Raw genomic sequence first — 6,333 nt, 5'->3', positions numbered from 1 at the left:
TCGACGGCGGTCTTGACGCCGTCGCCACCGGCGAAGGCGTCAAGACCGCCGTCGAGGCGCCCGAGGGCGTCCGCGTCGAGGTCGTCGGCCGCGACGACGCGCGGCTCGGCCGGGCCGGCAAGCCGGTGGACCGCGTCGCCGCCCAGGCGTACAGCGCCTTCGAGCAGGCCTCGGTCGTGACCGTGCCGAAGGAGACCGTGCTCACCGAGCCGATCCGCATCGCGGTGCACGGCGAGGGCGGCACCGCCTACGGCCACCAGGTGATCGAGCTCGGAGCCTTCGCCGAGGCGGTCGTCGTCATCGACCACACCGGTGACGCGGTGCTCGCCGCCAACGTCGAGTACGTCCTCGGCGACGGCGCCAAGCTCACCGTCGTCTCCGTGCAGGACTGGGACGACAAGGCCGTGCACGTCGCCCAGCACAACGCCCTCGTCGGCCGCGACGCCTCCTTCAAGTCGGTCGTCGTCACCTTCGGCGGCGACCTGGTCCGGCTGCACCCCCGGGTGGCCTACGCGGGCACCGGCGGCGAGGCCGAGCTGTTCGGCCTGTACTTCACCGACGCCGGCCAGCACCAGGAGCACCGCCTCCTGGTCGACCACAACGTTCCGCACTGCACGTCCAACGCCGTCTACAAGGGCGCGCTCCAGGGCGACGACGCGCACGCCGTGTGGATCGGCGACGTGCTCATCCAGGCCAAGGCGGAGGGCACCGACACCTACGAGATGAACCGCAACCTGGTTCTCACCGACGGCGCCCGCGTCGACTCCGTGCCCAACCTGGAGATCGAGACCGGCGAGATCGTCGGCGCCGGCCACGCCTCCGCGACCGGCCGCTTCGACGACGAACAGCTCTTCTACCTGATGGCCCGCGGCATCCCCGAGCAGGACGCCCGACGCCTGGTGGTCCGCGGCTTCTTCGCCGAACTGGTCCAGCAGATCGGCGTCCCGGACATCGAGGAGCGCCTGATCGCCAAGATCGAGGAGGAGCTGGAGGCATCGGTCGGATGACCTTCCAACGCGCCTGCGGACTGAGTGAGCTGGAGGAGGACACCCCCAAGAGGGTGGAGCTCGACGGCACGCCGGTCTCCCTCGTGCACACCGGGGGCGAGGTGTTCGCGATCAACGACATCTGCTCGCACGCGAACGTCTCCCTCTCGGAGGGCGAGGTCGACGACTGCCACATCGAGTGCTGGCTGCACGGCTCGCGCTTCGACCTGCGCTCGGGCAAGCCCGACAGTCTTCCGGCCACGCGCCCCGTCCCCGTATACCCCGTAAAGATCGAAGGGGACGACGTGCTCGTCTCCGTCACCCAGGAGTCCTGAGGCACCCATGGCAACGCTTGAAATCCGAGACCTCCACGTCACCGTCGAGGCCGACAACGCCACGAAGGAAATCCTCAAGGGCGTCGACCTCACCGTGAAGCAGGGCGAGACGCACGCCATCATGGGCCCCAACGGCTCCGGCAAGTCGACCCTCGCCTACGCGCTCGCGGGTCACCCCAAGTACACCGTGTCCGGCGGCACCGTCACCCTCGACGGCGAGGACGTCCTGGAGATGTCCGTCGACGAGCGCGCCCGCGCCGGCCTGTTCCTGGCCATGCAGTACCCGGTCGAGGTCCCCGGCGTCTCCGTCTCCAACTTCCTGCGCACCTCCGCCACCGCCATCCGCGGTGAGGCCCCCAAGCTGCGCCACTGGGTGAAGGAGGTCAAGGAGACCATGGAGCGCCTCCACATGGACCCCGCCTTCGCCGAGCGCAACGTCAACGAGGGCTTCTCCGGCGGTGAGAAGAAGCGCCACGAGATCCTCCAGCTGGAGCTGCTCAAGCCGAAGATCGCGATCCTCGACGAGACCGACTCCGGCCTGGACGTCGACGCGCTGCGCGTCGTCTCCGAGGGCGTCAACCGCGTCCGCGAGTCCGGCGAGGTCGGCACCCTGCTGATCACGCACTACACGCGCATCCTGCGCTACATCAAGCCCGACCACGTCCACGTGTTCGCCGACGGGCGGATCGCCGAGTCCGGCGGTGCCGAGCTCGCCGACAAGCTGGAGAACGAGGGCTACGAGGCATACGCGAAGGGTGGCGCATCCGCGTGACACAGCTGCCGGGCCTCCTCACCGTGCCCAACCTCTTGGGCGAGGCGATCCGCAAGGACTTCCCGATCCTGGACCGCCAGGTCCACGACGGACGGAAGGTCGTCTACCTGGACAACGCGGCGACCTCGCAGAAGCCGCGCCAGGTGCTGGACGCACTCGCCGAGTACTACGAGCGCCACAACGCCAACGTCCACCGCGGTGTGCATGTGCTCGCCGAGGAGGCCACGGCGCTGTACGAGGGCGCGCGCGACAAGGTCGCGGAGTTCATCAACGCGCCCTCCCGCAACGAGGTGATCTTCACCAAGAACGCCTCGGAGTCGCTCAACCTCGTGGCCAACATGCTCGGCTGGGCCGACGAGCCCTACCGGGTGGACCACGAGACCGAGATCGTCATCACGGAGATGGAGCACCACTCCAACATCGTGCCGTGGCAGCTGCTCGCGCAGCGCACCGGCGCGAAGCTGAAGTGGTTCGGCCTCACCGACGACGGCCGCCTCGACCTGTCGAACATCGACGAGGTCATCACCGAGAAGACGAAGATCGTCTCCTTCGTGCTGGTGTCCAACATCCTGGGCACCGTCAACCCGGTCGAGGCGATCGTGCGCCGCGCCCAGGAGGTCGGCGCGCTGGTGTGCATCGACGCCTCCCAGGCAGCCCCGCACATGCCGATGGACGTGCAGGCCCTCCAGGCCGACTTCGTGGCCTTCACCGGCCACAAGATGTGCGGCCCGACCGGCATCGGCGTCCTGTGGGGCCGCCAGGAGCTGCTGGAGGACCTGCCCCCGTTCCTCGGCGGCGGCGAGATGATCGAGACCGTGTCGATGAGCTCGTCGACCTACGCGCCGGCCCCGCACAAGTTCGAGGCGGGCACCCCGCCGATCGCCCAGGCGGTCGGGCTCGGCGCGGCGATCGACTACCTGTCGGCCATCGGCATGGACAAGATCCTCGCCCATGAGCACGCCATCACCGAGTACGCCGTCAAGCGGCTCACCGAGGTACCGGACCTGCGCATCATCGGTCCCGCCACGGCCGAGGACCGCGGCGCCGCGATCTCGTTCACGCTCGGCGACATCCACCCGCACGACGTGGGCCAGGTCCTCGACGAGCAGGGCATCGCGGTCCGGGTCGGCCACCACTGCGCGCGGCCGGTCTGCCTGCGGTACGGAATTCCCGCGACCACGCGAGCGTCGTTCTATCTGTACTCCACCCCGGCCGAGATCGACGCCCTGGTCGACGGCCTGGAGCACGTACGGAACTTCTTCGGCTGAGGGACGGACGAGCGATCGCATGAAGCTGGATTCGATGTACCAGGAAGTGATCCTGGACCACTACAAGAACCCGCACGGGCGGGGCTTGCGGGACGGCGACGCCGAGGTGCACCACGTCAACCCGACGTGCGGCGACGAGATCACGCTGCGGGTGAAGTACGACGGCACGACCATCAGTGACGTCTCGTACGAGGGGCAGGGCTGCTCCATCAGCCAGGCCTCGGCCTCCGTGCTGAACGACCTGCTGGTCGGCAAGGACCTCGCCGCGGCGCGGCGGATCCAGGAGACCTTCCTGGAACTCATGCAGTCCAAGGGCAAGGTCGAGCCCGACGACGCGATGGAGGAGACCCTGGAGGACGCGGTCGCGTTCGCCGGGGTGTCCAAGTACCCCGCCCGCGTCAAGTGCGCCCTCCTCAGCTGGATGGCGTGGAAGGACGCGACAGCCCAGGCCCTGGGCCCCGACGCCGAAAGGACAACGGCATGAGCGAGACCGTGGAGATGAAGCCGGCCTCCGAGGAGGAGGTCCGCGAGGCCCTGATGGACGTCGTCGACCCCGAACTGGGCATCGACGTCGTCAACCTCGGCCTGATCTACGGCGTCCACGTCGACGACACCAACGTGGCCACCATCGACATGACCCTGACGTCCGCGGCCTGCCCGCTGACCGACGTCATCGAGGACCAGGCGAAGTCCGCCACGGACGGACTGGTCAACGAGCTGCGCATCAACTGGGTGTGGATGCCGCCGTGGGGCCCCGACAAGATCACGGACGACGGCCGCGACCAGCTGAGGGCACTCGGCTTCAACGTCTGAGACACCGGCCGCACGGCCGCGGGACGGCCCCTGGTTCCGCGGTCCACTGGGAGTTCCAGTGGACCGCGGACACCAGGGGCCGTCGTCGTGTCCCGGGCCGGGCCACATGTTGTGTACGGGTGTACGCATCGTTGTGTACGCTCGTACGCATGGGATACCTTCTGCTCGCCGGGGCGATCGCCGCGGAGGTGGGCGCCACCACCGCCATGAAGTACAGCGAGGGCTTCAGCAGGCTCTGGCCCTCGCTGCTGACCCTGGCCGGCTACGTGGTCTCCTTCAGCCTGCTCGCCCAGACGCTGCGCACCCTCTCCATCGGCACCGCGTACGCCATCTGGGCCGGGGTGGGCACCGCCGCCATCGCCGCGATCGGCATCCTGTTCATGGGGGAGGGGCTCACCGCGGCCAAGGCCGCCGGCATCGCGCTGATCATCGTGGGCGTGGTCGTGCTCAACCTCGGCGGCGCGCACTGATGGCCCGGCGGTACGACCCCGAGCGGCGCCGGCGGATCATCGAGGCCGCGATCCGCGTCGTCGGCAGGAGCGGCATCGCGGGGCTCAGCCACCGCAGCGTCGCCGCCGAGGCCGACGTGCCGCTCGGCTCCACGACGTACCACTTCAAGACCCTCGACGAACTGCTGGTCGCCGCGCTGCGCCGGACCAACGAGGGGTTCGCCAAGGCGGTCGCCGCGCACGGCGGCCTGGAGGACCCGCGCACCGACCTGGCGGCCGAACTCGCCGGACTCCTCGGCCAGTGGCTGGGGTCCGCCGACGGCGGGCCCACCGGCGTCGAGCTGGAGTACGAGCTGTACCTGGCGGCCCTGCGCCGGCCCGCTCTGCGCCCCGTCGCGGCCGAGTGGTGCGAGGACGTCGCCGCCCTGCTGTCCCGCCGCACCGACCCGGTCACCGCCCGCGCCCTGGTCGCGCTGATGGACGGCATCTGCCTCCAGGCCCTGCTGACCGGCACGCCGTACGACGAGGAGTACGCGCGGGAGATGCTGGGGCGGATCCTGCCCCGGCACGGAGAGGACGCCGGCGCACCGCTGTGACCTGGGACCGCTTCCCCCTCCGGGGCGGCCCGCCCGGCATCCGGGACGGCGCGGCACCGGTTCGCGTCGCCGGGCCCGCGCCGGTTAGGTTTCCCTCATGACCGACTCGACTGCTCAGAGCACCACCGGCGCAGTGGCCGCCGGCCTCGCCACCCTCACCGCCGACGGGACCGTCCTCGACACCTGGTTCCCCGCCCCCGAACTCTCCGACGCGCCCGGCCCGTCCGGCACCGAACGGCTGTCCGCCGAGCAGGCCGCCGAACTCCTCGGGACCGGCGCGACCGCGGCGATCGGACCGGACGCGCGCCGGGGCGTCGAAGTGGTCGCGGTCCGCACGGTCATCTCCTCGCTCGACGAGAAGCCGATCGACGCGCACGACGTCTACCTCCGCCTCCACCTGCTCTCGCACCGTCTGGTCAAGCCGCACGGCCAGAACCTGGAGGGCATGTTCGGCTTCCTCGCGAACGTCGCCTGGACCTCGCTCGGCCCCGTCGCCGTCGACGACGTCGAGAAGGCGCGGCTCAACGCCCGCGCCGAGGGCCTGCACCTGGCCGTCACGTCCGTCGACAAGTTCCCCCGCATGACGGACTACGTCGTCCCCAAGGGCGTCCGCATCGCCGACGCGGACCGGGTCCGCCTCGGCGCGCACCTCGCCTCGGGCACCACGGTCATGCACGCGGGCTTCGTCAACTTCAACGCGGGCACCCTCGGCACCTCCATGGTCGAGGGCCGCATCTCCGCGGGCGTCGTCGTCGGCGACGGCTCCGACATCGGCGGCGGCGCGTCCACCATGGGCACCCTGTCGGGCGGCGGCAGCGTGATCATCTCCATCGGTGAGCGCTGCCTGATCGGCGCCGAGGCGGGCGTCGGCATCCCGCTCGGCGACGAGTGCGTCGTCGAGGCCGGCCTCTACGTCACCGCCGGCACCCGCGTGACCATGCCCGACGGCGAGGTCGTCAAGGCCCGTGCGCTGTCCGGCGCCTCGAACATCCTCTTCCGCCGCAACTCGATCAGCGGCGCGGTCGAGGCCCGCCCGAACAACGCGGTCTGGGGCGGCCTGAACGACGTGCTGCACAGCCACAACTGACCGACGGCGGCCGCCTGCCGTACGGCA

9 protein-coding genes are annotated in these 6,333 nt (G+C 70.3%); all 9 read left to right on the top strand.

Going from position 1 to position 6,333, the window contains the following annotated elements; genetic code table 11:
- Positions 1–1,007: Fe-S cluster assembly protein SufD (gene sufD / locus AOK18_RS21380; RefSeq protein WP_055695401.1), on the top strand; the 1,007-nt coding region annotated here is incomplete at its 5' end.
- On the top strand, positions 1,004–1,321 hold the full coding sequence (locus tag AOK18_RS21375; protein WP_055572483.1) for a non-heme iron oxygenase ferredoxin subunit: 318 nt from the start codon (positions 1,004–1,006) through the stop codon (positions 1,319–1,321). The genes sufD and AOK18_RS21375, both read left to right, overlap by 4 nt.
- 7 nt (positions 1,322–1,328) lie before the next feature.
- Positions 1,329–2,093 (top strand): Fe-S cluster assembly ATPase SufC, encoded by a 765-nt coding sequence (gene sufC, locus AOK18_RS21370; RefSeq protein WP_055695400.1) that lies wholly within the window; start codon positions 1,329–1,331, stop codon positions 2,091–2,093.
- Positions 2,090–3,361, top strand: a complete 1,272-nt coding sequence (locus AOK18_RS21365) for a cysteine desulfurase (protein ID WP_055572481.1) — start codon at positions 2,090–2,092, stop codon at positions 3,359–3,361. Before sufC ends, AOK18_RS21365 begins: the two co-directional genes overlap by 4 nt.
- Before the next feature lie 19 nt (positions 3,362–3,380).
- Positions 3,381–3,845, top strand: coding sequence for a Fe-S cluster assembly sulfur transfer protein SufU (gene sufU, locus AOK18_RS21360; RefSeq protein ID WP_055572480.1), 465 nt, complete (start codon positions 3,381–3,383; stop codon positions 3,843–3,845).
- Positions 3,842–4,174 carry a metal-sulfur cluster assembly factor gene (locus AOK18_RS21355; RefSeq protein WP_055572479.1) on the top strand — a complete coding sequence of 111 codons (333 nt, stop codon included), beginning with the start codon at positions 3,842–3,844 and terminating at the stop codon, positions 4,172–4,174. Before sufU ends, AOK18_RS21355 begins: the two co-directional genes overlap by 4 nt.
- 149 nt (positions 4,175–4,323) lie before the next feature.
- Positions 4,324–4,644: a DMT family transporter gene (locus tag AOK18_RS21350; RefSeq protein ID WP_055572478.1), complete on the top strand. Its 321-nt coding sequence runs from the start codon at positions 4,324–4,326 to the stop codon at positions 4,642–4,644.
- Positions 4,644–5,219 (top strand): TetR/AcrR family transcriptional regulator, encoded by a 576-nt coding sequence (locus AOK18_RS21345; protein ID WP_055572477.1) that lies wholly within the window; start codon positions 4,644–4,646, stop codon positions 5,217–5,219. The genes AOK18_RS21350 and AOK18_RS21345 overlap by 1 nt, the downstream gene beginning before the upstream one ends.
- A 97-nt stretch (positions 5,220–5,316) precedes the next feature.
- On the top strand, positions 5,317–6,306 hold the full coding sequence (gene dapD, locus AOK18_RS21340) for a 2,3,4,5-tetrahydropyridine-2,6-dicarboxylate N-succinyltransferase (protein WP_055572476.1): 990 nt from the start codon (positions 5,317–5,319) through the stop codon (positions 6,304–6,306).
- Positions 6,307–6,333: the final 27 nt, after the last annotated feature.

The sequence above is a fragment of the Streptomyces prasinopilosus genome, from assembly GCF_001419695.1.
In the GTDB taxonomy this organism is placed as follows: Bacteria; Actinomycetota; Actinomycetes; order Streptomycetales; family Streptomycetaceae; genus Streptomyces; species Streptomyces prasinopilosus.
This window is presented reverse-complemented; position numbering and strand designations above follow the sequence as displayed.